The organism is Streptococcus pseudopneumoniae (assembly GCF_001072315.1).
Taxonomy (GTDB): domain Bacteria; phylum Bacillota; class Bacilli; order Lactobacillales; family Streptococcaceae; genus Streptococcus; species Streptococcus pseudopneumoniae_R.
In genome coordinates this window covers 25858-52469 of the sequence record NZ_JVLI01000009.1, presented here as the reverse complement: position 1 = coordinate 52469, position 26612 = coordinate 25858, and the positions used below count along the sequence as shown (strand labels likewise).

General features: G+C 41.4%; 29 protein-coding genes, 2 pseudogenes and 1 other annotated feature. Of the genes and pseudogenes, 4 read left to right on the top strand and 27 right to left on the bottom strand.

Annotated elements, in window-relative coordinates; translation table 11 throughout:
* Positions 1-69: 69 nt before the first annotated feature.
* Entirely contained in the window at positions 70-1059 is a 990-nt protein-coding gene (locus ADH54_RS00580; protein ID WP_049523399.1) for an IS30 family transposase, read from the top strand.
* Here ADH54_RS00580 and ADH54_RS00575 read toward each other — a convergent pair.
* From ADH54_RS00575 to ADH54_RS00480, 20 genes are all read right to left on the bottom strand, one after another.
* A complete protein-coding gene (locus ADH54_RS00575; protein ID WP_049523397.1) occupies positions 1056-3296 on the bottom strand; it encodes a DNA internalization-related competence protein ComEC/Rec2 in 2241 nt (746 codons plus the stop codon). The two genes, ADH54_RS00580 and ADH54_RS00575, sit on opposite strands and share 4 nt — an antisense overlap.
* Positions 3280-3921: a helix-hairpin-helix domain-containing protein gene (locus tag ADH54_RS00570; RefSeq protein ID WP_049523395.1), complete on the bottom strand. Its 642-nt coding sequence runs from the start codon at positions 3919-3921 to the stop codon at positions 3280-3282. The genes ADH54_RS00575 and ADH54_RS00570 overlap by 17 nt, the downstream gene beginning before the upstream one ends.
* A 67-nt stretch (positions 3922-3988) precedes the next feature.
* The gene (locus tag ADH54_RS00565; protein WP_049523392.1) at positions 3989-4558 is read right to left on the bottom strand and encodes a GNAT family N-acetyltransferase; all 570 of its coding nucleotides are present in this window, start codon (positions 4556-4558) and stop codon (positions 3989-3991) included.
* Positions 4559-4664: 106 nt separating this feature from the next.
* Positions 4665-5669 (bottom strand): PhoH family protein, encoded by a 1005-nt coding sequence (locus ADH54_RS00560; protein WP_049523390.1) that lies wholly within the window; start codon positions 5667-5669, stop codon positions 4665-4667.
* 84 nt (positions 5670-5753) lie between these two features.
* Complete coding sequence (locus ADH54_RS00555) at positions 5754-5969, bottom strand: YozE family protein (protein WP_001232089.1); 216 nt, start codon at positions 5967-5969, stop codon at positions 5754-5756.
* An 8-nt stretch (positions 5970-5977) separates the two neighbouring features.
* Positions 5978-6832 (bottom strand): RNA-binding virulence regulatory protein CvfB, encoded by an 855-nt coding sequence (gene cvfB / locus ADH54_RS00550; RefSeq protein ID WP_049523389.1) that lies wholly within the window; start codon positions 6830-6832, stop codon positions 5978-5980.
* A 60-nt stretch (positions 6833-6892) separates the two neighbouring features.
* Positions 6893-7450 (bottom strand): ribosome recycling factor, encoded by a 558-nt coding sequence (gene frr, locus ADH54_RS00545; protein ID WP_001262225.1) that lies wholly within the window; start codon positions 7448-7450, stop codon positions 6893-6895.
* An 8-nt stretch (positions 7451-7458) separates the two neighbouring features.
* The gene (pyrH, locus tag ADH54_RS00540; protein WP_000002996.1) at positions 7459-8196 is read right to left on the bottom strand and encodes a UMP kinase; all 738 of its coding nucleotides are present in this window, start codon (positions 8194-8196) and stop codon (positions 7459-7461) included.
* Positions 8197-8279: 83 nt separating this feature from the next.
* On the bottom strand, positions 8280-9614 hold the full coding sequence (trmFO, locus tag ADH54_RS00535) for a methylenetetrahydrofolate--tRNA-(uracil(54)-C(5))-methyltransferase (FADH(2)-oxidizing) TrmFO (protein WP_049523387.1): 1335 nt from the start codon (positions 9612-9614) through the stop codon (positions 8280-8282).
* A 154-nt stretch (positions 9615-9768) separates the two neighbouring features.
* On the bottom strand, positions 9769-10626 hold the full coding sequence (rsmI, locus tag ADH54_RS00530; protein WP_049523385.1) for a 16S rRNA (cytidine(1402)-2'-O)-methyltransferase: 858 nt from the start codon (positions 10624-10626) through the stop codon (positions 9769-9771).
* A 2-nt stretch (positions 10627-10628) separates the two neighbouring features.
* Entirely contained in the window at positions 10629-10946 is a 318-nt protein-coding gene (gene yabA, locus ADH54_RS00525) for a DNA replication initiation control protein YabA (protein WP_000358228.1), read from the bottom strand.
* Between the two features lie 39 nt (positions 10947-10985).
* Positions 10986-11876, bottom strand: coding sequence for a DNA polymerase III subunit delta' (locus ADH54_RS00520; RefSeq protein WP_049523384.1), 891 nt, complete (start codon positions 11874-11876; stop codon positions 10986-10988).
* The gene (gene tmk, locus ADH54_RS00515; RefSeq protein WP_049523382.1) at positions 11877-12518 is read right to left on the bottom strand and encodes a dTMP kinase; all 642 of its coding nucleotides are present in this window, start codon (positions 12516-12518) and stop codon (positions 11877-11879) included.
* Positions 12519-12631: 113 nt separating this feature from the next.
* Entirely contained in the window at positions 12632-13429 is a 798-nt protein-coding gene (proC, locus tag ADH54_RS00510; RefSeq protein WP_049523380.1) for a pyrroline-5-carboxylate reductase, read from the bottom strand.
* 3 nt (positions 13430-13432) lie between these two features.
* Positions 13433-14695: a glutamate-5-semialdehyde dehydrogenase gene (locus tag ADH54_RS00505; protein WP_049523378.1), complete on the bottom strand. Its 1263-nt coding sequence runs from the start codon at positions 14693-14695 to the stop codon at positions 13433-13435.
* 9 nt (positions 14696-14704) lie between these two features.
* Complete coding sequence (proB, locus tag ADH54_RS00500; RefSeq protein ID WP_049523376.1) at positions 14705-15814, bottom strand: glutamate 5-kinase; 1110 nt, start codon at positions 15812-15814, stop codon at positions 14705-14707.
* A 100-nt stretch (positions 15815-15914) separates the two neighbouring features.
* Complete coding sequence (locus ADH54_RS00495) at positions 15915-17810, bottom strand: MBL fold metallo-hydrolase (protein ID WP_049523375.1); 1896 nt, start codon at positions 17808-17810, stop codon at positions 15915-15917.
* Between the two features lie 2 nt (positions 17811-17812).
* Positions 17813-18700: an RluA family pseudouridine synthase gene (locus ADH54_RS00490; protein WP_049523373.1), complete on the bottom strand. Its 888-nt coding sequence runs from the start codon at positions 18698-18700 to the stop codon at positions 17813-17815.
* Positions 18690-19151, bottom strand: coding sequence for a signal peptidase II (gene lspA / locus ADH54_RS00485; RefSeq protein WP_049523371.1), 462 nt, complete (start codon positions 19149-19151; stop codon positions 18690-18692). Before lspA ends, ADH54_RS00490 begins: the two co-directional genes overlap by 11 nt.
* The gene (locus ADH54_RS00480; RefSeq protein WP_001025693.1) at positions 19148-20056 is read right to left on the bottom strand and encodes a LysR family transcriptional regulator; all 909 of its coding nucleotides are present in this window, start codon (positions 20054-20056) and stop codon (positions 19148-19150) included. Before ADH54_RS00480 ends, lspA begins: the two co-directional genes overlap by 4 nt.
* Here ADH54_RS00480 and ADH54_RS12310 point away from each other — a divergent pair.
* A pseudogene (locus tag ADH54_RS12310) lies at positions 20049-20123 on the top strand (AraC family transcriptional regulator); the annotation flags it as partial. The gene ADH54_RS00480 and the pseudogene ADH54_RS12310 sit on opposite strands and share 8 nt — an antisense overlap.
* 174 nt (positions 20124-20297) lie before the next feature.
* On the opposite strand, the gene ADH54_RS00475 reads toward ADH54_RS12310, so the two are convergent.
* The 5 genes and pseudogenes from ADH54_RS00475 to ADH54_RS00455 all read right to left on the bottom strand — a co-directional run bounded on the left by ADH54_RS00475 (position 20298) and on the right by ADH54_RS00455 (position 22898).
* Complete coding sequence (locus tag ADH54_RS00475) at positions 20298-20717, bottom strand: DUF5301 domain-containing protein (protein WP_399553672.1); 420 nt, start codon at positions 20715-20717, stop codon at positions 20298-20300.
* Positions 20718-21025: 308 nt separating this feature from the next.
* Entirely contained in the window at positions 21026-21319 is a 294-nt protein-coding gene (gene rpmA / locus ADH54_RS00470) for a 50S ribosomal protein L27 (RefSeq protein WP_000916509.1), read from the bottom strand.
* 16 nt (positions 21320-21335) lie between these two features.
* Entirely contained in the window at positions 21336-21680 is a 345-nt protein-coding gene (locus ADH54_RS00465) for a ribosomal-processing cysteine protease Prp (protein WP_000613699.1), read from the bottom strand.
* A gap of 15 nt (positions 21681-21695) precedes the next feature.
* Positions 21696-22010: a 50S ribosomal protein L21 gene (gene rplU / locus ADH54_RS00460; RefSeq protein WP_000109137.1), complete on the bottom strand. Its 315-nt coding sequence runs from the start codon at positions 22008-22010 to the stop codon at positions 21696-21698.
* Positions 22011-22046: 36 nt separating this feature from the next.
* Positions 22047-22134: a sequence feature (ribosomal protein L21 leader region), on the bottom strand.
* A gap of 58 nt (positions 22135-22192) precedes the next feature.
* A pseudogene (locus tag ADH54_RS00455) lies at positions 22193-22898 on the bottom strand (YoaK family protein).
* A gap of 141 nt (positions 22899-23039) precedes the next feature.
* Between ADH54_RS00455 and ADH54_RS00450 the strand changes: the two are divergent.
* Entirely contained in the window at positions 23040-24023 is a 984-nt protein-coding gene (locus tag ADH54_RS00450) for a Gfo/Idh/MocA family protein (RefSeq protein ID WP_049523368.1), read from the top strand.
* Complete coding sequence (locus ADH54_RS00445) at positions 24013-25095, top strand: DEAD/DEAH box helicase (RefSeq protein ID WP_049523366.1); 1083 nt, start codon at positions 24013-24015, stop codon at positions 25093-25095. Before ADH54_RS00450 ends, ADH54_RS00445 begins: the two co-directional genes overlap by 11 nt.
* On the opposite strand, the gene ADH54_RS12305 is transcribed toward ADH54_RS00445, so the two are convergent.
* Together ADH54_RS12305 and tuf are read right to left on the bottom strand one after the other, a co-directional pair.
* Positions 25083-25298 (bottom strand): hypothetical protein, encoded by a 216-nt coding sequence (locus ADH54_RS12305; RefSeq protein ID WP_049523364.1) that lies wholly within the window; start codon positions 25296-25298, stop codon positions 25083-25085. The genes ADH54_RS00445 and ADH54_RS12305 overlap by 13 nt on opposite strands.
* 96 nt (positions 25299-25394) lie before the next feature.
* A complete protein-coding gene (gene tuf, locus ADH54_RS00435; RefSeq protein WP_001040726.1) occupies positions 25395-26591 on the bottom strand; it encodes an elongation factor Tu in 1197 nt (398 codons plus the stop codon).
* Positions 26592-26612: the final 21 nt, after the last annotated feature.

Here is a 26612-nt window from a genome sequence, read left to right as displayed (position 1 = left end):
ATTTAGGCATAAGAAAACACCTCTGTGTTATACTTGTTGTTCAACCACAAACACAAGAAAGGCACAGAGATGCAAGACAATTATACTACAAAAGGCAAACATTTGACAATCGATAGCCGTCGCTTAATCGAAAGATGGAAAAAAGAAGGGAAATCAAATAGAAAAATTGCTTCTCTACTTGGAAAAGCTCCTCAAACTATCCACACTGAAATCAAGCGCGGGACAATTCTACAATGTGTTGGAAAAGGGCGCTTCAAAAAGGTTTATTCTGCCGACTATGCTCAACAAGCTTATGAAAGCAATCGCAAGCACTCGGTCAAGAAATCAAGCTTAACCAAAGAACTAAAGGAAAAGATTCTCCGCTATCATAATCAAAAGTTTTCTCATGAAATGATGGTCAAGGCTAAGGAGGTTAACGTGGGCATTTCTACCATCTACTACTGGATTCATCATGGAAAATTGGGGTTAACCAAACAGGATCTGCTCTATCCTAGAAAAGGAAAATCTGTTAAGAAACAAGCTAGCTCCAATTTTAAACCCGCTGGTCAATCTATCGAACAGCGTCCTGAAGTTATCAATCTGCGATTGGAAAATAGGCATTATGAGATTGATACGGTTCTACTTACAAGAGCGAAAAATTATTGTTTACTGGTCTTAACTGATCGAAGGAGTAGGCATCAGATTATCCGATTGATTCCAAATAAAAGCGCTGAGGCGGTCAATCAGGCTCTAAAACTCATCTTAAAACAACACCAGATTCTATCCATTACGGCAGATAATGGAACGGAATTCAACCGATTGTTTGATGTGTTTTCTAAGGAACATATCTATTATGCACACCCCTATGCCTCTTGGGAAAGGGGAACTAATGAGAATCACAACAGGCTCATTCGTAGATGGTTACCTAAGGGAACTAAGAAAACGACTCCCAAAGAAGTCGCATTCATCGAAAATTGGATTAATAACTATCCTAAAAAATGCTTGAACTACAAGTCACCCAGAGAAGACTTCTTGATGGCTAACTTGAACTTAAAATTCACCTTTAGAAGGAAAAATTAACCAACCGTTTCGATTTTCCAATTTTTCCACCCCCTAAAGCGTATAGCTCCATGCTGGTCAGTTCGATATACTTTGCTATTGATACCTTCCAGTCGTGTCAAAGTTTCCTGATGGGGGAGTTTGGTTCGATTGTTCTTTCCAACTGAGATGAGAGTAAACTCTGGTTTGAGTTGTTCTAGAAAGGCTGAACTTGATGATTTTTTAGAGCCATGTTGGCTAGCTTTCAAAACATCCACCTCTAGGTCAGGATACTGCTTCAACAAGTCCTTCTCTCCTTTCTCCTCCAAATTTCCTGTGAAAAGAAAATACTTATCCAAGAGTTTCCCATACAGAACCAGAGAATCTTCATGATTTCCATCTCCCATTTTCCTTGGAGATAGGACTTCTAACTGACTTCCAAAAATTGGAAGGTTCTCTCCCACTGACACACTACTAACCTTGGTTTGAGTCGCCTGTAGTTCTGCTACAAATTCCTTCTGTTTCAAACTGCCTTTTGACACTAAAATTTCGCCTACATGGAAAGCCTTGGTCACCTCCAACAAATCTCCAACATGTTCCTTGTCAGTGTTGGTCAAAATTAGCTGGTCAATCTTGGCTACTCCTCGACTTTTGAGATAGGGTATCAAGCTTCTCTGTGCATTGCTGGTCGTCGCCTTTTCTTGCCATTTTTCGATTTTCTTATCAGATTCTGCCTTGCCACCTACATCTATGAGAATGGTCTTCCCATTTACATCCCGTAGGAAAATACTTTCCCCCTGCCCAACATCAAGCATGGTAATTTCATTTTCCAGTGGATGCTTTGTCAAGAAAAAGAGTCCTGTAATCAACAAGCTCAATACTGCTAGCCTTTTAATGTTTTTCCTCAAATCATAGACCAAAGCCAAGGAAATTAACAATAGAACTAAAAGCCATGCATTGGGTTGTCCAAAGACCAGAGGTCTACTTGCCACCTGTGATACAAAGCGAATCATTCCCTCCAACCATTCCAAAATAAAATTCAGCTGAATGACTGGATAGAGAAAGGAAAGGGCAAATAAGACAGACAAGAGCGGTAAAAAGACCAAGTCAAATAGAAAGGAAAAGACAAAGGTCAAGAGGATGGACCAAGGCTGAAATTCTGCGAAATAAAAGGACAAAATAGGCAATATTCCCAAGGAAATGACTAAACTTTCTCTGGCAACAGCCTTGAGCCCCTCTCCTTCTTTACTAGTCATGGTCAAGATAAAAGCATAAGCGCAGGACAAAACACCTCCTGCTGTCAAGAAAAAGTTGGGCATGATGATAAAGAGGATAAGGACCGTCAAGGCAAAATTATCCAAACCCTTAACGCCATGTTGAGCCAGTAGCTTCTGCAATAGACTGCGAATAACTGATGCTGAAAATCCTGTCAGTCCTGCATAGATAAGGGAAAAGGGATAAGTCAGCCATTTCAACTTTTCTTGGGTCAAGCCCAATCGCAAGAGAAGTTTCTTAAATCCATCCATGAAAAAGCCTACCTGCATCCCCGACAAGGCAAAGAGGTGGATAATTCCTAGACTAGAATAAAGCTCATTCATCTCCTCAACGTCGGTGTCCAGATATCCTAGCAAGAGACCTGTCATGTAATTGCGCATAGGGTCTGGAAAGTACGTCTTAATCCAAACCACAGCCTTTCGACGTAAACTGGACAGGTTTTCACCTATATCCCAACTGCCAACCTTTTGAAGTGACTGGATTTTTTTGATATTGAGAGTCTGGTAAATCCCCTGAGTCTTCAGATAGGCTTGGTAGTCAAAGCCACCAAAATTTCTCTGCCCTTCTGGCTCCGAAAGCTTCCCTTCTAGTCCTATCTCATGAAGGTCGGTTAAAGCTTGAAAGACTTCTTTCTCCTCCTCGGACTGGAGTTTATAATAGACTTGAAAAATGCGTCCATCAGACTTGCCACGAAATGATAGACTGTCACCATTGACCTTAATAGTATCAGGCAAAATCCGTACACTCTCAAGAGAATCCGCCAAATTTTGACTCGCTTGGCTCTGTTGCCAATTTTGAAACAGAAACCAAAAGCCAAAGACTCCACAAATCACTAGAACTCTGCCTGCTGATTTCCAAGGAAATTGAATAAAGAGACAGACTAGCAGAAAAACAAAACCTAGCAATGCGAGATAAGATGATGAGAAAATGGCGTAGTAAAGCCAAAGTAACAGAAAACTCAGGTAAATTAGGGGAATAGAGAAATTCTTAATCCACTGTAACATAGTCTTTTAGCTTTTCTATCGTTTTAGCACCAATGCCAGAGACCTTCTTAAGTTCATCAACCGACTTGAATTTTCCATTTGATTCACGATGGTCAATAATATCCTGGGCTCGTTTGCCACCTAATCCCTTGACCTGTTTAAGCTCTTCCAGACTAGCCTTGTTGAGATTGACCTTCTTGTCCTTGCTTGTTGAAGAAGCCACTCCAGAACCTGCCTGCTGACTAGCTGCTTCTTCTCCCTTAGTTGGAACGTAAACCAGAGCCTCATCACTAACTTTCTGAGCTAGATTGAGCGACTTGCTGTCTGCTTGCTCTGTCAAGCCACCAGCCTTCTGAACGGCATCATTGACCCGACTACCTACCGGCAAATCATAAATTCCAGGTGCTTTAACAGCGCCTTTTACATCTACTGTGATTAGATCTTGTTCAACCGGTTCTTCCTTCTTCACTTCATTTTCGGATACCGAATCCTTGGAAACAGCTGCAACTTCTGCCTGCAAATTCGTTTCTTTGACAGGTATGTGTGGAGCTGGCTTTAGCAGGAAAAATCCGCCTACAAGCAAGCCCAGACCAGTACAGATGACAATGATTTTATACTCTTTAATTTTCTCGATAATTGCTTCCATATTTTCTCCTCTCTTAGATTATTCGTAAGAGGAAGAAAAAAACAGTTGAAAATTTCTTCTCAACTGCTTATTTATTTGCAAAATAGTCTTCCTTGGTGAGGATATAATGAACTCTTGTAACGATTCTGCCTTTTTCATGCTGGTCCATACAAGCATAAGGTTCTTCGTGAGAAAAATGCATTCCTGATTTTTCCATGACCTTTCCAGATGCAGGATTGTCCTTATCGTGAAGAGCAATCAACTTATTCATCCCTATCTTCTCAAAAGCTAGCTCAATTACGGCACGATTGGCTTCTGTCGTCAATCCTTGATTCCAATACTTTTTATTGATAATGTAGCCAATAGCTGCCTTCTTAAGAACAGAATCAATCTTGTGCAAGTCAATGGTTCCAATAAATTTGCCATTGCATTTCAGTTCTATTCCCCAACGCCCTAATGGATTGGCTAAATAAAACTGAGCAATATTATTTTTAGTTTCTTCTAAATTTTGATTGGTTAGAAAAGTGTAACGTGTATTATCCTTATCCGAGGCATACTCAAACATAGCTTCCGCATCATTCAAGGTTACAGGTCTAAGCAATAAACGCTCTGTCTCCACTATTGGATACTGTGCTAGTTTTAAAAAGATTGATTCCATAGGATTCCACCACTTGAAAAGTTTCTAACTAAGATAAGGATATTGAATGAAATATTTAAAACGCAAATTTATACTTGGTATTGAGATAACTTTAAGTACAAAAGAACTATCCTTCAAATAGAGGTTGAGACTCTAACTCTTCACTCTCTTCTTTTTTAACTGGAGCTGGTTCATAAGCTCGGATAATCTGAGCGACAACTGGATGGCGAACCACATCCTTGGCTGAAAAATGAACAAAGTCAATTTGGTGAATATTCTTGAGTTTTTCTTGAGCATCAATCAAACCGGACTTGACATTACGTGGCAGGTCAATCTGACTGATATCTCCATTGACAATCATCTTAGAATGAAAACCTAAACGAGTCAAAAACATCTTCATCTGCATGATGGTCGTATTTTGCGCCTCATCGAGAATGACAAAGGCATCATCCAAGGTTCGTCCACGCATATAGGCAAGGGGCGCAATCTCGATAATTTCACGCTCCATGAGACGAGTCGTTTGGTCTTTTCCCAGAATCTGATACAAGGCATCATAAACAGGGCGAAGGTAAGGATCGACCTTTTCCTTGAGGTCACCCGGAAGAAATCCAAGACTCTCACCTGCTTCCACTGCTGGACGAGTTAGGATAATTCGCTTGACTTGCCCACGTTTAAGGGCGGTCACTGCTAAGGTCACTGCAAGAAAGGTCTTCCCTGTTCCTGCGGGTCCGATTCCAAAGGTCACATCATGCTGTTTGACACTGTCCACATAAAGTTTTTGACCCAAGGTTTTGACACGGATCGGCTTCCCTGTATTATCTTTGATGATTTCTTCTTCGTAAAGGGCGACAAACTTGTCAATTTCATCGTTTTTGACCATACTAATTGCAGTCACCACATCTGGCGTACCAACGGTCATCCCACGATTCACCAAGACCATCAATGCCTGGATAACCTGACGGGCTTCCTCACAGGCAGTCTCTTTGCCCAAAACCTGGACAATCTCCGTACGAGCATGAATCACCACATCGAGCTCTTCTTCCATCAAACGGAGATGGCGCTCATTGGAACCAAAAAGATGAAACAGGTCATCTGGATGACTTAGTTGAATATCTATTGAATGTTCCTTCAAATAAAGAACCTCTCTAATCCTTTTATTTCTTTTTATTATAGCAAAGGGGTGGAGAAATTACTAGCCCAAACCCAGTGAATCATGCTAGTGTTCTAAGTATTCTTGCCAGATAGCGTCAAAGTCTCCTAGGTTAAAAGAGAAACTGGCATGCTCCTCCAAAAATCTACTCACCTCATCAAAATCATCGGTGTGTTTTGGGAAGGAAGACTCTTCAAAAGCTAGGTCTGCCAATATGGCCTTGGGACTGTTGCTTTTAGGATTGCGCTCGGTCATGAGCCAAGTGTAAAATGATTTTCTCATATGCCACCCTAAATCAACTCTGTCCCAAACTGGTCTTGCTTGATTTTGCCAGCCTTCATCAAGCCACCAAGTGCCTTTTTAAACTGACCTTTAGAAATACCAAAGGTAGCCTTGATGTCATCAGGAGATGATTTATCATTTAAGGTCATGAAACCGCCATTGCTTTCCAAGTAGGTCAAAATCATCTGAGCATCATTTTCCAACATCTCAAAAGAACGAGGTTTGAGGGAGAGGTTCAGAGTGCGGTCCACTTCACGGAAACCAATGACACGCGCATCTAAGACTTGACCCAAACGTGGCTCTGCGTAGCGCTCGCTAGGATGAATAAAGCCAAGCATGTTGTTTTCTGGCAGGTAAACAAAAGTTCCTGATAACTTGAGACGGTAAACAATGGCTGGCCAGTTTTGGTTCTGCATATTGTTGTAGGCAGGACGAGCCAGACGTTGGAAGTCTTCTTGATAGGCCAAGAGGCCCCAGATACGATCTTTCTTGTCCACTTCAAGACGTATGTAGAGTTGGTCACCCTTCTTAGGCCAGAGTTCCTTAAGTTCAGGGAGAATATCGAGTGACACAACGATTTCCTTGTCAGGAAGGCCTGTATCCACAAAGACACCCAAGTCCTTGCGTACTTCTGTGACACGACTCCAACCAAATTGGTCCTGAGTGGCAGTCACTTCTAAGGTTGTCAGGCGGAGTTTTTGCTTCATATCCGTGTAGGCAAAACCTTTGACCGTATCCCCTACTGTATGTTGACCTTCTTCCTTAGCAAGAGCATAGGTTTGACCATCCTTTTGCACAAAGTAAAAACGGTCATTTTCATCGATGATGAGTCCAACGATAAAACTTGCAAGATTTGTATTCATATTTCCTTCTTTCGAATAAAACTCAGCCAGCAATGCCAACTGAGTTTTTCTGTTTATTTCTTAGACTTCCAAAAGTTCTTTCTCTTTATTGGCAGTCATGTCATCGATGTGTTTAACAGCATCGTCTGTTACTTTTTGAATGTCTTTTTCAAGAGTCTTCAATTCGTCTTCAGTGATTTCTTTTGCTTTTTCTTGTTTCTTAGCTTCGTCCATAGCATCGCGACGGATATTGCGGACAGCCACCTTAGCATTCTCACCAACCTTCTTCACTTCTTTAGCAAGGTCACGACGAGTTTCTTCTGTAAGAGCAGGGATAACCAAACGAATAACAGAACCGTCGTTAGCTGGTGTGATACCAAGATCAGAAGCGTTCAAGGCACGTTCGATGTCTTTCAATGAAGACTTGTCAAATGGTGTTACCAACAAAACACGCGCTTCTGGAATCGTAATTGAAGCGATTTGGTTAAGAGGAGTTTCTACTCCATAATATTCTACATGTACACGGTCGAGCAAACTTGCATTGGCACGACCAGCACGGATACCACCAAATTCACGAGCAAGTGATTGGTGAGACTGGGTCATTCTCTCTTTAGCTTTTTCAATAATTGCGTTAGCCATAATCTTTCTTATTCCTTTTCTTCTATATTATTTGAAACTGTTGTTCCGATATTTTCACCAAATACGACACGTTTAATGTTGCCTGGTTGGTTCATGTTGAAGACAACCAAGTCAATATCGTTATCCATTGAGAGGGTTGAAGCTGTTGAGTCCATGATACGAAGGCCTTTATTGATAACGTCACGGTGGGTCAATTCTTCAAATTTAACGGCTGTCTTGTCCTTCTTAGGATCGGCATTGTAAACACCATCTACGCCATTTTTAGCCATAAGGATAGCATCCGCTTCGATTTCAGCTGCACGAAGGGCCGCTGTTGTATCTGTTGAGAAGTAAGGTGAACCAATTCCAGCACCAAAGATAACGATACGGCCTTTTTCAAGGTGACGAAGGGCACGTCCACGGACATAAGGCTCAGCCACTTGTTGCATGGCAATAGCTGTTTGTACACGCGTATCGACACCAACTTGTTGCAATGAATCTGCCATCACAAGAGCATTCATAACAGTCCCAAGCATTCCTGTGTAATCTGCCTGAACACGGTCCATTCCTGCTTCTGCAGCAGGTTCCCCACGCCAGAGATTTCCTCCACCGATAACAAGGGCAATTTCGATACCTAAGCTATGAACTTCTTGAATCTCTTTTGCGATTGTTTGAACTGTTTGGATATCAATCCCTACGCCACGTTCACCGGCAAGGGCTTCACCTGATAACTTGATTAAAATACGTTTATACTTGGGATTCGCCATTTTCACTCTCCTTTTTTTATCCTACCTATTTTATCACAATTTCTAAGATTTTTATAGTATCATGAGCAATTCTTTCAAAAAAATTAGACTGTTAAAAATTCCTCTAAGTCGCTAAGAGCACGCTCTGCAATTTTTTCATAACGAGCCTTCTTATCACGGATACGCTCACCTTCCAACTCCTTGATAATTCCGAAATTGACATTCATTGGTTGGAAGTGTTTGCTGTCGGCATGGGTGATGTAATGAGCCAGACTTCCAATCGCTGTTGTTTCTGGGAAAATAGCCTCGCTTTCTCCCTTGAAGAGACGAGCCGCGTTAATTCCCGCAACCAAGCCTGAAGCAGCTGACTCTACATAGCCTTCCACACCCGTCATCTGACCAGCAAAGAAGAGGTTTGGCTGTTTCTTGGAACGATAGGTTTGCTCAAGAAGGTTTGGTGAATCCATATAAGAATTGCGGTGCATGACACCATAACGAACAAACTCAGCATTTTCAAGACCTGGAATCATTTGGAAGACACGCTTTTGTTCTCCCCATTTGAGGTGAGTCTGGAAACCGACAATATTGTAGAGGCTACCAGCCGCATTGTCCTGACGAAGTTGAACAACCGCGTACGGTGTTTTGAATTCGCCATCACGAGGTCCAGTATAGTCGTCTGGATACTCCAGACCCACTGGTTTCATAGGACCATAAAGCATGGTTTTAATACCTCGTTTAGCCATGACTTCAACAGGCATACAACCTTCAAAATACTTTTCTTTTTCGAAAGAATTGAGCGGTGCTTCTTCCGCATTGACCAAGGCTTCATGGAAATCCATAAATTCTTGCTTGGTCATAGGCGCATTGAGATAGGCTGCTTCTCCCTTATCATAACGAGACTTGAGATAGACCTTGCTCATATCGATGGTGTTGACGTCGATAATAGGCGCTGCCGCATCGTAGAAATAGAAACCATCGCCATCATTAAGGGCATGAATCTTCTCAGCTAGGGCATCGCTGGTCAAAGGACCAGTCGCCACAACTGTAATAACATCTGTCGGCAATTCTGTAATTTCATCACGAACCACTTCAATCAAGGGGTGATTGGCCACTTTTTCGGTCACCATTTGAGAGAAACCATCACGGTCCACCGCAAGGGCTCCACCTGCAGGAACACGTGTAGCCTCAGCAGATTCCAAAATAACAGAACCCAAGCGACGCATTTCTTCCTTGAGAAGACCCACTGCATTTGTCAAAGCATCCCCACGAAGGGAATTAGAACAAACTAACTCTGCAAAATTGTCTGTTTTGTGCTGGGGTGTTGACTTGACACCACGCATTTCATAGAGTTTAACTGGAATACCACGTTCTGCGATTTGGTAGGCTGCTTCAGAACCTGCCAAACCAGCACCGATAACATTGATATAAGATTGAGACACGACACTAATACCTCTTTGGGTGGAACCTCAGTCCATCTCCAAACAAGCCACTGGATTGTTTGGCACCCACAAATCTTTCTATTTTTTCTTCTACTAGTATAACAAAAAAAGGGAAGAAGGCAAACTTCCCTGTTTAGTCATTTTCTTGTTTTTCTTACCAGTCGTGATAGGCAGCGTAGAGTTGACTCTTATTCCACTGGTAAATCTTAGCTACTTCCTTGATAGCTTGATTTTTCTTCATGCCTTGCTGGATACGAGCTTGGATTTCTAAGAATAAGTCTTCCTCGTCTTTTTCTTCCACATCTTGAATGGAACCTTCAACAATGAGAAGGCATTCGCCCTTGAGTGGCGTTTCAGCGATGCTTTCCATCAATTCAGAAATGGTACCTCTTTGGTATTCTTCATAGATTTTGGTCAATTCTCTAACCAATACAACCGAGCGCTCACCATAGACTTCTAGCATATTTTCCAAAGTATCTGCCACACGATGAGGCGATTCATAGAAAATCTGGGTTTCTGGATAGTCTTTTTTCAAGTCGAAAAATTGCTTTTGCTGGCCTGATTTTCTCGGTAAAAAACCATAAAAGATATGAGGCTGTGGCGCTAAACCACTGGCAATCAAGGCAGAAATTCCTGCAGAGGCACCTGGAACTGTGACAACAGCAATTTCTTCCTCAATGGCTACCTTAACCAAATCATGACCAGGGTCTGAGATGCTAGGCAGACCCGCATCAGAAACCTGAGCAATACTTTGTCCTGCTTTCAGGAAACCAATCAAATCAGGAATCTTTTCCTTGGCATTGTGCTCATGAAAACTGATCTGCTTAGTAGAAATGTCAAAATGCTTGAGCAAAAGACCTGTATTGCGCGTGTCCTCAGCAGCAATCCAGTCCACCTCTTTCAAGGTCTGAATAGCTCGAAAGGTCATATCATCTAAATTGCCAATCGGCGTTGCCACTAGGTACAGCTTGCCGTAGGGAGACTGCCCCTTAAAACTTTTTTGAATCTGCATGCCTACTCCCTGTATAACAACTCGTCACAAAACATACATTCCTCGTCCTGCTCCCGACGTTGTCCATAAAAATCATTACAAACGTGAAATCCATCACGGTAAATGCGACGGACACTTTCACGAACATGCTTAGCCTTGACAGGAGCATCTGCTTCCACCTCACCCAAGCGTTCGCGCAACTTACTATTTTCCAAGCGAAGAGCTGTATTTTCTTCTACCAAGCTCTTGAGATTTTTCTTGATGGCTTCCACATCGGCCAAGGTTACCAATAACTGTTGGGAAAAATCATCCAGCGCGTCAAATAATTCTTTTTTGTCCATAAAACAGCCCTTTCCTTTCATTATCGTTCATTTTTGAGTTTATATTTCTTTCAAGACCAGATATTCCATGGCATTTTGAAAGCTGACATTAGCTTGCCACATTTTTCTAGCTTCTAGCAAATCTTGTAGAATCACTCTTACTCTTGCTTGCAGGAGGTCCTGCCCACAGAGGACTTCAAGAATCCGTAAAACCTGATCTTGTTTTTCCTTGTCATCTGCCAAGCTAGCTAGTTTGGCAACTTGCAGATAACTTTCTTTTTTCTTAGCTACTAACCAAGTCAGTAAGCGTTCACTTTCATCGACCAAGGTCCAAAAACTTGCATGATTAGCCAACTTTTCTGCTTCAGCTCGCGATTGACTAAACTGGGCTAAAAGAGTTGCTTTTTTCTTGACCAGACCTGCTTGTTCTAATTGATAGATGAGTTTTTCTTCTTGCTTTTTAAAGTGGAAAATCTGGGTCCGACTTCGAATTGTTGGTAAGATCTTTTCCTCATCGCTGGTCAAGAAAAAAATATAAACTTCACTCTGGGGTTCTTCGATGACCTTGAGCAGAGAATTAGCTGCGTTAGGATGCATTTTATCAGCTTGCTCGATAATAAAGACCTGTTGCTGGCTTTCAATCCCTGCTTGAGAAAACTGTCCCACCAATTCCCGGATGCGTTCTGTCTTAATGACCTGATTGACTGGTTTAATCAAGGTGACATCGGGAAATTCTCCCTGTTCAATCAGCTTACAATTTCGGCATTTCTCACATGGTAGAACGCCTACCTTATCCGTGCAAAAGAGACTTTTAGCCAAAAACTGCGCCATTTCCAAGCTTCCAAAGAAACCTGAAAAGAGGTAGGCATGATTGAGCTGGTCTTGTTCTAGGATACGGACAAAGCGGTCAAACTGGTCTGGCTGCCAAGCCTTTAATTCTTCTTGTTTCATTTAGCCAAGCCCCAAGCCCATTCTGTCAAATAAGACTACCTTGGTAGCATCCACAACTTGTTCCAAAGGGAGACTAGCATCAATCTTGACAATGCGATTTCCTTCTTTTTCCAAGAGAGAAAGATAACCTTTACGAACTTTTTTATGCAAGTCCAAACCTTCCAAGTCCAAACGATTGACCTCACGATTGCTATTAGCAGCAATGCGAGCCAGCCCTTCTTCCACCTCGATGTCAAAATAGAGTGTCAAATCGGGTTTAAGGCCATCTGTCGCAAAGTGATTGAGCCAATCAATGGCGTCAATATCCAAGCCACGACCAAATCCCTGATAGGCAACGGAACTATCGATGAAGCGGTCCATAATGACCAACTTACCAGCTTCAAGGGCAGGGAGAACTTTTTCCACCAAGTGCTGTCTGCGACTGGCAATATAGAGAAGAAGTTCTGTCTTGGCATCCATTTGAGTATGACTTGGGTCCAAAATCACTTGACGAATCTTCTCCCCAATCAAGACACCTCCTGGTTCACGGGTCGTCAGCACCTCTACCCCTTTTTCCTCTAAAATTGGGAGCAGAGCCTCTAAAACACTGGTCTTTCCTGCTCCCTCTGGTCCCTCAAGAGAGACTAAAAATCCTTTTGACATGTCTAACTCATTTCTTTTTTACTACTTCTATTCTATCAAAAAAATGGGTGTTTGTGACAATCTTTTTTTCTTCTCATTTCAACCACCATAAAAGAGGCAGATAAAACTACCTCTTATTTACCTAATTCTTGTGTTCGTTTGTAGGCTTGATGAACTGCATCCATGACCGTTCCTCGAAAAGCATGCGCTTCTAGGCTTGCTACACCAGCGATAGTCGAACCGCCTGGGCTACAAACTTGGTCTTTTAAGACTCCAGGATGCTCTTGGCTTTCTAGAACCAACTGTCCAGCTCCTACCACAGTTTGTGCTGCCATTTTCAATGCTATTTCTCGTGGTAATCCTGTCTGAACACCTGCATCTGCCAAGGCCTCAATAAAGAGATAGACAAAGGCCGGTCCACAACCTGCAAGACCTGTCGCCGCGTCGATTAATCCTTCTCCCAGTTCAACCAAGAGACCAGCCTGGGCTAAAAGCTGACAAAAGAGATCACTGTCCTCAGCCCTGCAATTAGGAGATAAGGCATAGCTAATCACTCCTTGACCGATAGAAGCAGGAGTATTTGGCATCATACGAATAATTCTGTGTTGATTTGGAAGAAGACCAGCGAGTTTTTCTAAAGTCAATCCAGCTGCCATGGAAATCAAAAGAAGACTTTCTCTTTTTTCAAGGATGGTCTGGTATTGAGAAAGCAGTTCAGAAAACTGAGCAGGCTTAACTCCTAGAAAAATCACATCTGCTTCTGCAAAAATTTCGTCATTGCTAGAAGCCTGACCACCGAAGTTGGCAATGAAAGCATCCACCTTAGCTTGACTACGATTGGCAAGGAGAAGATCATCACCCGTCTTGGCCTGCAAAACAGCCTTGGCCAAACTAGCTCCCATATTCCCCAAACCGATAAATCCAATCTTCATCTCTTACTCCCTTATCTGTCCATCACCAGCGACTACATACTTGTAACTGGTTAATTCTTTTAAGCCCATTGGGCCACGCGCATGAAGTTTCTGAGTAGAAATCCCCATTTCACAACCAAGACCAAATTGGCCTCCATCTGTGAAACGAGTTGAGGCATTGACATAGACAGCTGCAGAGTCCACTTGATCTGTAAAGTAAGCTGCGGCCTCAGCATTTTCCGTCACAATGGCATCCGAATGATGAGTACTGTGTGCTTCAATATGCTCGACGGCTTCCTCAAGACTTGAAACTACTTTAACAGCTAGGACATAGTCTAAAAACTCGGTGTCAAAGTCTTGTGCTTCAGCTGCGTGACCTGAAACAAACTGACTTGCTTTCTCATCCAAGCGGAATTGAATTGGTTCCAACCCAGCTTCTTTTCGATCTGCAACCAGCACTTTCTCCAAGCGAGGAAGGAAGCTTGTTGCCTTGGCTTCATGAACCAGCAGAACCTCCATGGCATTGCAGACAGAAGGACGACTAGTTTTAGCATTGTTGATGATAGACAGTGCCTTGTCCTCATCTGCGTCCTTATCGACATAAACATGGACAATCCCAGTTCCTGTCTCGATAACAGGCACAATAGCATTCTCAACCACTGCATTGATCAAACCAGCTCCTCCACGAGGAATGAGAAGGTCTAGATAGCCCTTGGCCTTCATCATGGCATAGCTGCTTTCTCGGCTGGTATCTTCCACCAGTTGAATCACATCTGGGTAAATAGTAGTCGTCTCCAAACCCTTCTTCAAGGCTGTGACAATAGCATGTGCTGTTTGATAGGCATCCTTACCACTACGAAGAACAACTGCATTTCCACTCTTGAGAGCCAAAGCAGCCGCATCAGACGTCACATTTGGACGGCTTTCATAGATAATACCGATGACCCCCATAGCTACACGTTTTTTGGTGATAACCAAACCATTTTCAAGCTGATTGGTTTCTAATACTTCACCGATGGGGTCTGGTAAAACAACCACTTCACGAATACCAGTTGCCATCGCTTGAATACGTCCTGCATCCAAATAAAGACGATCCAGCATCACATCCGAGATTTTACCTTTGGCCGCTTCCATGTCAAGAGCATTAGCTGCTAAAATCTCCTCAGTAACTGCTAATAAGTGATCAGCCATGGCTAGCAAGGCTTGGTTCTTCACCTCTTCACTCGCTGTATTGATCGATTTTTTAACAGCCTGTACCTGTTCAAATTGTTCTTGTGTACTTACCATAGTTTACCTCTAAAATTCTGTAAAGAGTAGTTGGATTTCAGGAGTAATGGAAATCCAGTCATCACGGTGAATCAAGACACCCTTGGCTTTTTGAGAACGCAACATATCCTCCAAAGCAGATGCTCCGAATTGCACGCGTCCTTTTCCAAGTGATTTTCCACTTTCCTTGTCAAATACTGTCACGATATCACCGTAAGAAAAGGCTCCTTCTGCTTCAACAATACCAGATAAGAGAAGACTCTTGCCATGTTGAGAGAGAGCTTCTGCAGCCCCTTTATCAACCCAAATAGAACCTTGACTCTGAGCATAGAAGGCAAGCCATTGTTTCTGGGTACGAAGTCCCTTCTCTTGAGCAACAAAGTAGGAACCATCCTTGGTCTCCTCAGCTGCCTCAATCATGGCATCTGACTTCAAGGATGAGCAGATATAAACAGGAACTCCTGATTCTGTCGCAATAGTGGCAGCTTTGATTTTGGTTAACATGCCCCCAGTTCCGTTTGAAGAACCTGCTCCACCGGCCATATCAATAATCTCACGATTGATGGTCTCGATTCGCTCCAAGCGTTTGGCTCTTGGATCTGAATTAGGATTTCCTGTATAGAGGCCGTCTACGTCTGTCAAGAGGACCAAAAGGTCTGCTTGAACCATGGCTGCTACCTGGGCACTTAGAGTATCATTGTCCCCAACTTTGAGCTCATCAATAACGACACTGTCATTCTCATTGATGATGGGAATCGCGCCACGGCTAAGTAAAACCGACAAAGCCTGATGGGCATTTTTATAACGGCGCTTATCCACAAAGTCATCCTGGGTCAGCAAGATTTGTGCAGAAACGATTTGGCGCAAGAGAAGATTGGTCGTGTATTCTTCCAACAAAAGGCCTTGCCCTACCGCTGCTGAAGCCTGTTTATCAGCAATCTTAGTCGGACGCTTTTTAAATCCTAAGGCGCCAAAACCAGCCGCAATGGCACCCGACGACACCAAAATCAATTCATGACCAGCCTCGTGCAACATAGCTAACTGCTGGGTAATAGCCTTTACCTTACTACGTGATAAACTTCCATCCTCATTTGTCAGAGAAGAAGTCCCTACCTTAAAGACAATCCGTTTGTATTTCATAGTCTCACTCCGATTCTTCATATTTATCCATTATAACATGAATGGCAGGAAATAGAAAAGAGTTGATAGGAAAAAGAAGGCCCTAAAACCTTCTTTTTTACTACTGTGCTGATTCCGATTTGTTTGCACTCGTTTCAGAGCTTTGTGAAGTTGAAGAAGTCACATCCTGACTAGTTGAAGAACTTGTAACACTTTCATGTTGACTCGTTTCTTTATTTTCAAAATCCTTTGTCACTACTTCATTGGATTTTTTTATTTCTGAATTACTTGTAACTCTAGTTGTAGCGGATTTCTCTACCGGAACATCCACTAACCAGACACCACTTGAATCAACAGTATAGCCTTCTGGTGTCTTACCGTTCACAAGTAATTGACCATTTTCTTTCAAGAAGTACCATTTATCCTTGTCTTTAATCCAACCCACAGCTTGTGAACCGTCTGTCTTGTAGAAATACCAATCATTTGCCTTTTTAAGCCAGCCTTGCTTCATAGCTCCTGATTCTTCTAGATAGTAATGATGACCAGAAACTTCTATCTCACCTGTCTTCATGATACCAGTAGAATCCATATAGTACCAGGTTTCTTTATCTTTTACCCAGCCCGTTTTCATTTCCCCTGATTGAGCAAAGTAATACCATTGCCCCTTATATTGAAGCCAACCTGTCTTCATAGAGCCATCAACATCCAAATAATACCACTGTTCTTTATCTTGAATCCAACCAATTTCCATCTGGTTTTCTTTGTTGAAATAATACCAGATTCCATCAATTTTCTTCCAATTTTTTGCAGCGGCACCAGAGTCTGTCAAATAGAACCAACGATTGTTCCATTTTTTCCATTGATCCTGTAACAAGATACCCGTTTGGTTAAAGTAATACCAGTCACTCTTAATTTCATTCCAACCAACAGCATACTCTCCTGTAGAATCAGGCGCTTGATACCACCAGTTTCCATAAGCACTTTTATGCCAACCAGCTTGAAAACTTGGAATCGGCTTGTAGGATGTTGAAATATTGACAAAACCGTCTTTTCGAATATCAAAAACTGTCGCATCATAGTCTTTGCTGGCTGCGTTTATATGTTGAATTCCCATTGATTCAAGCCAGCTAATATATTCCCTATTTATTTCTTCACCGCTATCATACGAACCAATTGGTGAGGAAGAAGTTTGAACAATTATCTCAGGAGACAAATTTCTTATAAAATTTTTTGTATTGGAGTTTTTTGTATCTAAATGATGATTAAACTTCATCAAATCAACTTTTCCAATGAGAGAACCGTACTTGTCTTCTGCTCCATGAACATTATCTAAGTCGCCCCCAAGATAAATTTTCTTGCCATTGACTTTTACTACACTAATCAAGGAATTGGAATTATCATCCCAAACAGGTTTAAGATTTCCATTCTCATCATATTCATTTTCATAATTATAGAGCTGAATATCCATGTCCCCAAACTGAAAATGAGCATCTCCTTGTGTGATGTTTTGAATCACTGAAACACCTTTTTCTGCGGCAGTCTGTAAAACCTTATCATAGCCATACAGATTATCCCAAAGACGTTTAGGCTTAGTAATACGATTATCACTATATTTCTTAAGATAGACTCGGTCAACTGGATAGGTAGACAGTAATTCATCAGCATTTCCAATATGATCACTGTGAGTATGGGTCACCAAAATAAAATCAAGTTTTTGGACACCCAATTCCTTCAAACGACGAAAGACACGGTCTGTTAGAACATGCTTATAAGTTGTATTGATACCCTGTCTCCATGGATAACGAGAATCACTTCCATCTGGGAAATCATAATCTTCTCCTGTATCCACCATGGCAAAATGTCCATTGCTTTCAAGAATAATCGCATCACTTCCACCTTCATGAACATTTATAAAGTGAATTTTATTTCCTGAACTTTCTTGAGCTTGAACATTTCCATACCATGACAAGCCTAAAAAAGCGCCTGCAAGTGCTAAACTAGTCAATTTCTTTTTCATTCTTACTTCCTCAGTCTCTCTAATGTTTCCTTAAATATCTCTGGGATATCTGCTGTAAATTCCAAAATCTCACCTGTTCTCGGATGAGTAAAACCTAAAGTCTTGGCATGAAGAAATTGCCCAAGCCCTTTCAGGGTCTTACGTGGGCCATAGACTTCATCACCAGCGACTGGATGGCCAATATAAGCCATGTGAACACGAATCTGATGGGTACGCCCTGTCTCCAGCTGCAACTCTACCAAGCTATAATCACCAAAGCGTTCCAAAACGTGGAAACGAGTCACTGCAGGCTTCCCTTTAGCAGTCACAGCCTGTTTCTTACGGTCTTTTTCACTACGACCAATCGGAGCTTCAATCACACCACGATCATTGGGCAGATTTCCATGAACAATCGCCCAATATTTGCGGAGAGACTTTTTATCCTTCAGTTCTTTAGCAAGTGCTAGATGCGCCTCATCATTTTTAGCAATCATAAGAAGACCTGACGTATCCTTATCAATACGGTGAACAATTCCTGGACGCAGAATCCCATTGATACCCGACAAGTCCTTAATATGATACATAAGGGCATTTACTAGGGTTCCACTAGTATGACCAGCACTCGGATGCACAACCATTCCCTGAGGTTTGTTAACGACGGCCACGTCCTCATCTTGGTAGATGATTTCTAGCGGAAGATTCTCAGCCACATACTCTAAAACCTCTGGTTCTGGCACATGGTAAGTGACGACATCGCCCTCTTGGACTGTGTATTTAGCTTTCTTGACTTGGCCATTAACCAAGACCTGTCCTGATTTGATTTGTTCATTCGCGAGACTGCGTGATAATTCTGTCAAATCTGACAAAGCCTTATCCAAACGCAGGCCGCCAGTTTCAATTTTAATTTCCATTTATTTCCTCTTTTAGCATTGCAATCAATAAAATAATCACTCCAACCGTCAGATAGCCATCTGCGACATTGAAAATTGCAAAATTGATAAAGTCAAGGTGGATCATATCCACAACAAAGCCCTGACTCACCCTGTCAATAAAGTTTCCAAGACCACCTGCAATAATCAAGGTCAAACCCAAGACCATCCAGAGTGAGTCCTCCATGTGTTTATGTAGATACCAAATGGCACCTACCACGACAACCAGAGTAATGACAGCGAATAACAACTGCTGATCTTGTAAGATAGAAAAGGCTGCCCCTCGATTTTGCAGGTAGGTCAAGCTAACGAAATTGGGAATCCAAGAACGCACTTCACCCAGTGGAATCTGCTGGACGATATAGGATTTTACCAACTGATCCAGCCCAATCAAAAGCAGTACAATGACTGCCACTATTCCTCTTTTTTTCATGATTTCCTCTTTTGATCAAAATATTCTTGCATGACTTCTACAAAGAGGGTCCCAGCTTGACTAAGCTCCACCTCTTCACGTTTAACATAGACCATGCGATTATCTAGGTTATCCTTGAGACGAATAACTGTAATGCCATTAACACTGTCACTATCTAAAAATCCAGAACCTGTCGCATAGGCGTCCGTCCGCTCCAAAATACCATTCAAGGTAGCACGGTCTGTCACATTAAACATCTGTGAGCTAGCACTAGTATCGACAAAGTTCTCTGAATAATAAAGGTACTCGTCTTTCTCTTGAGTAAAACGAACTGTCGGTAGATCCGCTAAATCCTCCATGACCAATTCCTCTTTCTGAGCCAAAGGATGCCCCTCACGGAGATAAATATGAGTATGGAAGGGAATCAATTCAATGACCTCCAGACCCAGCTTTTCAACGCGCTGCATAATCCCCTTTTTATTTTGATTGTTGAGGTAGATAATCCCAATCTCACTGTGCCCTTGCGCTACTTCGTCTAAGATTTGAACAGTAGTTGATTCAAAAATACGGAAGTTCTTATAGTCAGGATAACGCTCTGAAAAGGCCGTAATGGTTGGTGGCAAGAAGTCATAGTGCTGACTGGCAATGGAAAATTCATCTTTTTCTTCTTCAGGATTGGCATACTGATTTTGAAAAATATCAAATCCTTTAACCAATTCTTGCGCTTTTTCATAAAATTCCATACCACGACGAGTCAAGAAAGTCCCTGAGCTGGTCCGACGAAAAATCTTAAAGCCCAATTCCTTTTCCAAATCACGAACAGAAATAGACAGACTCGGCTGACTAACATACATCTTTTCAGCAGCTTCACGGAAAGTACCACTATTTGCAATAGCCACAACATAGCGTAATTGTTGAATGTTCATCTTCTACCCCCAACTTCTTTATCTTTTCATTATACCATATTTTATAAGTTTTCCAAAAAGGAAAAAAGTCTGGAAATTTTCAAATTCCAATGAAGAGTCTAACACCCCAATACAAGAATTAGAATAATGTCTTTTTCAGTCCTCATTTTGGTTCAAATAAATAAAAACAGCAAATCTTTTTGATTTACCGTTTAAAACATAATACAAGAAAACTCTCTAAAAATTTCTTGAATTCTATAAATCAACTAGAAAAAATCTCTTCAATCCTATTGGCTATATCTGGATTTACTTCCCAAATACCAGCATAAGGTTGCTCAATATACTGTCTTTTCTTCTTAGTATATAGATAGACTACACTATCATTTTCTTCATTCTGATGAGTGAATTTGATAATGATGTAATCTTTATCATTTGTCGGTTGATCATTGAAACTCTCAAAAGTTGTAGATTTGGACTGTTTCTGTATCTCCTTAATTAACTTTGAGATTTCTTCTCTCTTGGTTATTGTTTTAACATCTTCTGAGATTTTTTTCTGCAGAGAAATTACAGAAATCGTTTCAGGTTCAGGAAGAATAAATTTTTTCTTACTGACACAAGCTGATAGAACAAGAAAAGAGATTGAACAGACTATCATAGTAATAATTTTTTCATATAGGTTCACATCCTTTCCATATTCCTGCTTCCTTACTCAGATAAAATTATAATATCAAACCTTAGCAATTTTTGCAATATCTTATTCCTTTATAAAATTCATTACTGTAAAAATTCTACTAGATTATAATTTTTCAACAACAGATAAAGTAGGTAACAAATTCGCTTCTTACATTGGTTTTTAAAATATGGGTATCAGCGTGGGTATCAAAACAAAAAAAGAGGCTCTCCGAAAACTCGGAAAGCCTTATTCATGCTATTTCAGCATCCTCGCCTTTACATTTCAAGGCTCGGGATAAAAAGGTTCACTGGACCTTTTTATTTAGCGATTGGGTAAACAGAAACTTGTTTTTTATCGCGTCCTTTACGTTCAAAGCGTACTACGCCTTCAACTTTAGCGAACAAAGTATCGTCTCCACCACGTCCAACGTTTACACCTGGGTAGATGTGTGTACCACGTTGACGGTAAAGGATTGATCCACCTGTTACAGTTTGTCCGTCAGCTGCTTTAGCTCCAAGACGTTTTGCTTGTGAATCACGTCCGTTTGATGTAGAACCTCCACCTTTTTTGTGGGCGAAAAGTTGCAAGTTGTTAAGAGTCATTTTTAACATAATGTTTTCCTCCGTGTTAGTTTTCTGTGATAACTCTGGTTTGGACGAACTCAGAAGAGTTCTCCGATAAGTTTGCCATACCTAAGAAAAATGATTCAAAAAATAACTGGGTCATTTCTCTCTGGTGTGAAGGAAGATCTTTTGGAATTTCAACCATCAGATAGCCACCTTCATCTTCGTTTAATTCTAGGATTGGTTCATAGCCTGCAAATTTTTCAATGGAATTGATAAAGTTAATGGCAAGCGTAGAAACCGATGCACACACGACATCTAAGCCGTATTCGCCACTCTCGGCGTGTCCAGTAATTTCCGCACTCCTCAGCTCGCCATCTTCGGCTCTCTCAAAGACTGCTTGTATCATGTGTTCTCCTTAAAATTAAGCGTTGATTGCGTTGATGACAACTTTTGTATATGGTTGACGGTGACCTTGTTTACGGTGGCTACCTTTTTTAGGTTTGTACTTGTAAGTAACAACTTTCTTTTGTTTTCCTTGTTTTTCAACAGTTCCAACTACAGTAGCTCCAGCAACAAGTGGAGTTCCGACAACAGTGTTTTCACCACCAACAAGAACAACTTCGTTAAAAGTAACTTCTTGACCAGCTTCAACGTTCAATTTTTCAACGTAAATTGCTTGACCAACTTCAACTTTAACTTGTTTTCCGCCAGTTTTGATAATTGCGTATGTGCTCATTATGCACCTCCTATGATTTTTATGGGTTTCCCCGAATTTTTTGTGAAGACTCGCCTAGCATCGTGGGACGAACCACTTAAACTTGAATAATCAAGCGACGATGTTCGTGCGGTTGCACAGGAACGTGCATAGTCAACTCTTAAAGTATAGCATATCTCCTGTTTTCTTACAAGTAATAACACCTAAAATGAAGCTTTTTCTTTTACTTTTTTCTGCCATGAAGCAAAAAGCATACTGAGGTAAAAAATGCTCATCATAATAGGAACACCAAGAATAGTCTTTTCATGATAAAAAATCGTCAAATAGGCTGAAAATACAACACCAAGGACAAAACTAGCAAGCAAGCTAACAAATATGAAACCTTCACGCAAAAAAGGAGTGTGCTTAGTTCTGAAATAATCTCCAAAAGCCAGCATGGTCCGTTTTATATTTCCTGTCATAAATGCATTGTTATAAGCAATCCCCGATACTTCTCCAAAAGCAGTTGTCACCGACCCCATACAAAAGGCCAAAGGCGGTACTAGATAGATATTATCTACAGTCTGTGGTACAAAACCAATAATGATTGATAGGATTGCCAAAGGAATCAATGATAAAATAGGTTTTTTTACAATTCTCAATTTTTCCTTATAAACAGTTAGTAAAAAGACCCCCCATCATAAAAGCTAGCAAGGTCATTACTTTGGCACTGGCATCTGAGACATTGTGTTGAATGAGTTCCACTGATAGAAAGACGACATTCCCAGTTTGTCCAGCTACAAGAGTATTCCCTCTCACAATAAAAGTATAGGCATCTACATATCCTGCACAAAAAGTCAAAAAAAGCGCTAGCCTCTTAGACTGACGTGATATTTTTCTTATAGGTAGTAACCTCATTTTTCCTCCCATTTCATTTACTCATCTCATTATTGTACCACTTTCTTTGGGAAAGTCCTAGTAGCTTATTTGAAATTTTTTACCCCTTGTTGGATAGTCACGTCTATCTATGTTATAATGAAAGAAGGATTTAAAATTGGAAAAGGAGTATTTATGCTAAAATTAGGTGTCATCGGAACTGGCGCTATCAGCTATCACTTCATAGAAGCAGCCCATACCAGTGGAGAATATCAGTTGGTCGCAGTCTATTCTAGAAAACTAGAAACTGCAGCAACCTTTGCTTCTCGCTATGAAAATATCCAACTATTCGATCAAGTAGAGGACTTCTTTAAGAGCTCCTTTGATGTAGTCTATATCGCCAGTCCAAACTCCTTGCATTTTGCTCAGGCAAAAGCTGCCTTGACTGCTGGTAAACACGTCATTCTTGAAAAGCCAGCTGTCACGCAGACACAAGAATGGCTGGATTTGATTCAAACAGCTAATAAAAATCACTGTTTTATCTTCGAAGCAGCTCGTAATTACCATGAAAAAGCTTTCACTATCATCAAAAACTTTTTAGCAGACAAACAAATTTTGGGAGCAGATTTCAACTATGCCAAGTATTCTTCCAAAATGCCAGATTTGTTGGCTGGACAGACACCAAATGTCTTTTCAGACCGTTTTGCTGGTGGAGCTCTTATGGATTTAGGGATTTATCCCCTCTACGCTACCGTTCGTCTCTTTGGAAAAGCTAAGGATGCATCCTATCAGGGGCAACAGCTTGACAATAGCATTGACCTAAATGGTGACGGAATCCTCTTCTACCCAGACTTTCAAGTTCATATCAAAGCTGGGAAAAACATCACTTCCAATCTTCCTTGCGAAATTTATACGACAGATGGTACCTTGACCCTCAATACGATTGAGCATATTCGCTCGGCTATTTTTACTGACCATCAAGGCAATCAAGTCCAACTCCCTATCCAACAGGCTCCTCATACAATGACTGAGGAAGTCGCTGCATTTGCACACATGATCCAGCAACCAGATCTGAATCTCTACCAAACTTGGCTGGAAGATGCAAGTTCTGTTCATGAACTACTATTTACTATGCGCCAGACTGCTGGCATTAGATTTGAGGCAGAAAATGAAAACTAAACTACCGACTGAATGGCAAGAACTGAGTGACCAACTCGGTTTCCAAGGATTCACCTCCATTCAAACTCAACTATTTGAGCCCCTTCTTGCTGGAGAAAATCTTCTAGGAGTGAGCCCAACAGGAACTGGTAAGACCCTAGCTTACCTTCTACCAAGTCTTCTCAGACTACAAAAGAAAAAAGCCCAACAACTCTTGATTCTAGCACCAAATACAGAACTTGCTGGACAGATTTTTGATGTATGTAAAACGTGGGCTGAAGCTATCGACTTAACTGCCCAACTCTTCTTATCAGGTTCGAGTCAGAAACGCCAGATTGAACGCCTAAAAAAAGGACCAGAAATTCTGATTGGAACCCCTGGCCGTATCTTTGAACTAATTAAATTGAAAAAAATCAAGATGATGAATGTGGAAACCATCATTCTAGATGAATTTGACCAATTGCTCGATGATTCTCAGATACACTTTGTCGAGAAAATTACTCACTACGCACCTCGTGACCACCAACTTGTCTATATGAGTGCGACAACCAAGTTTGACCAAAAGAAAATTGCGCCTAACACACGTACCATTGATCTCTCTGACCAAAAATTGGACAATATCCAGCATTTCTACATGCAGGTAGATCAACGTCACCGAGTGGATATGCTACGAAAACTGGCTCATGTTGAGGATTTCCGTGGTCTGGTCTTCTTTAACAGCCTATCAGACCTTGGAAGTTCAGAAGAAAAACTACAGTATCGGGATATCTTGGCTGTTTCCCTCGCTAGTGATGTCAATGTCAAATTTAGAAAAGTCATCTTAGAAAAGTTTAAAGACAAGCAACTAACCCTGCTTCTTGCAACTGACCTTCTGGCTCGTGGAATTGATATCGATAGCCTCGAATGTGTTGTAAACTTTGATGTCCCGAGAGATATCGAAACCTACACACACCGTGCTGGCCGTACTGGCCGTATGGGCAAGGAAGGTTATGTTATCACTCTAGTCACTCATCCAGAAGAGCTTAAAAAACTCAAGAAATTCGCAAGTGTCCGTGAAATTATCCTAAAAAATCAAGAACTCTATATCAAATAAAGCCCAATTGCTCTATGCACATCTAGTGTATAGAGCTTTTTTATAAGCAATTCAATTTTATACTCTTCGAAAATCTCTTCAAACCGCGTCAGCTTCGCCTTGCCGTATATATGATTACTGACTTCGTCAGTCTTATCTACAACCTCAAAAACATGTTTTGAGCGGCCTTCGGCTAGCTTCCTAGTTTGCTCTTTGATTTTCATTGAGTATTAGTTCAATATTCGAAAAAAAGAACCTTGCAAAGCAAGGTTCTTTTAGTGTCTGACTTAAATAATTGTTCTTCTGGGAACTAAATCGAATTAAGCTTCGATTTCTGTAACCATACCTGAACCAACAGTACGTCCACCCTCACGGATAGAGAATGTAGTACCTTGTTCTACGGCGATTGGGTGGATCAACTCAACGTCGATTGTCACGTTATCACCAGGCATTACCATTTCAGTACCTGCTGGAAGTTCGATTGAACCTGTAACGTCAGTAGTACGGAAGTAGAATTGTGGACGGTAGTTGTTGAAGAATGGAGTGTGACGTCCACCTTCTTCTTTAGTAAGGATGTAAACTTCACCTTTGAATTTAGTGTGTGGGTTGATTGAACCTGGTTTAGCGATAACTTGTCCACGTTCGATTTCATCACGTTGAACACCACGAAGAAGGACACCTACGTTATCTCCGGCAAGACCTTCGTCAAGTTGTTTACGGAACATTTCAACACCAGTAACAACTGCTTTTTGAGTTTCTTCTTTGATACCAACGATTTCGATTTCGTCGTTAACTTTAACGATACCACGGTCGATACGTCCTGAAGCAACTGTACCACGTCCAGTGATTGAGAATACGTCTTCGACTGGAAGAAGCAATGGTTTGTCAGTGTCACGTTCTGGTTCTGGGATGTACTCATCAACTGTGTTCATCAATTCCATAACGATGTCTTCGTATTTAGTGTCACCTTCAAGGGCTTTAAGTGCTGAACCTTGGATAACTGGAAGATCGTCACCTGGGAAGTCGTATTCTGACAATAGGTCACGGATTTCCATTTCAACCAATTCAAGCAATTCTTCGTCGTCAACCAAGTCAACTTTGTTCATGAAGACGATAAGGTGTTTAACACCAACCTGACGTGAAAGAAGGATGTGCTCACGAGTTTGTGGCATTGGTCCGTCAGTTGAAGCTACTACAAGGATAGCTCCGTCCATTTGAGCAGCACCAGTGATCATGTTTTTAACGTAGTCCGCGTGTCCTGGAGCGTCGATGTGAGCGTAGTGACGTTTTTCAGTTTCGTACTCAACGTGCGCAGTGTTGATTGTGATACCGCGTTCGCGTTCTTCTGGAGCAGCATCGATAGACGCATAGTCTTTCGGTTGGTTAACTGATGAAGGCAAGCGACGTGCCAAAACAGTTGTGATAGCTGCAGTTAGGGTAGTTTTACCGTGGTCAACGTGTCCGATAGTACCAATGTTAACGTGTGGTTTACTACGATCGTATTTTTCTTTTGCCATTTGAGTAAAAGCCTCCAATAA